Source organism: Pseudomonas sp. SIMBA_068 (assembly GCF_046534705.1).
In the GTDB taxonomy this organism is placed as follows: domain Bacteria; phylum Pseudomonadota; class Gammaproteobacteria; order Pseudomonadales; family Pseudomonadaceae; genus Aquipseudomonas; species Aquipseudomonas putida.
On sequence record NZ_JAWRYI010001611.1, the window covers coordinates 1 to 237 of the forward strand.

Below are 237 nucleotides of genomic sequence, written 5' to 3' on the forward strand. Positions count from 1 at the left end.
CGTGATGATCGGTTATCGGGCGCTGCGTTCGTTGTGGCGGACATTGCGTCCGCGTCCGGCCCCGGTATTTCGCACCTTCAAACCTCACCATCAGCATGACGATCAGTGCGGATGCGGACACGCACATCTTCCGACACCGCAGCAGATGAGCGGCAATCTCAGTGTGAAAACCCAGCTGCTGGTGGTGGTGTCGATGGGATTACGTCCCTGTTCCGGCGCGATTATGATGCTGCTGTT

1 pseudogene is annotated in these 237 nt (G+C 58.2%); it reads left to right on the forward strand.

The annotated features are described in order from the left end of the window. Positions 1-237 (forward strand): annotated as a pseudogene (locus SB756_RS35160) (hypothetical protein); the annotation flags it as partial.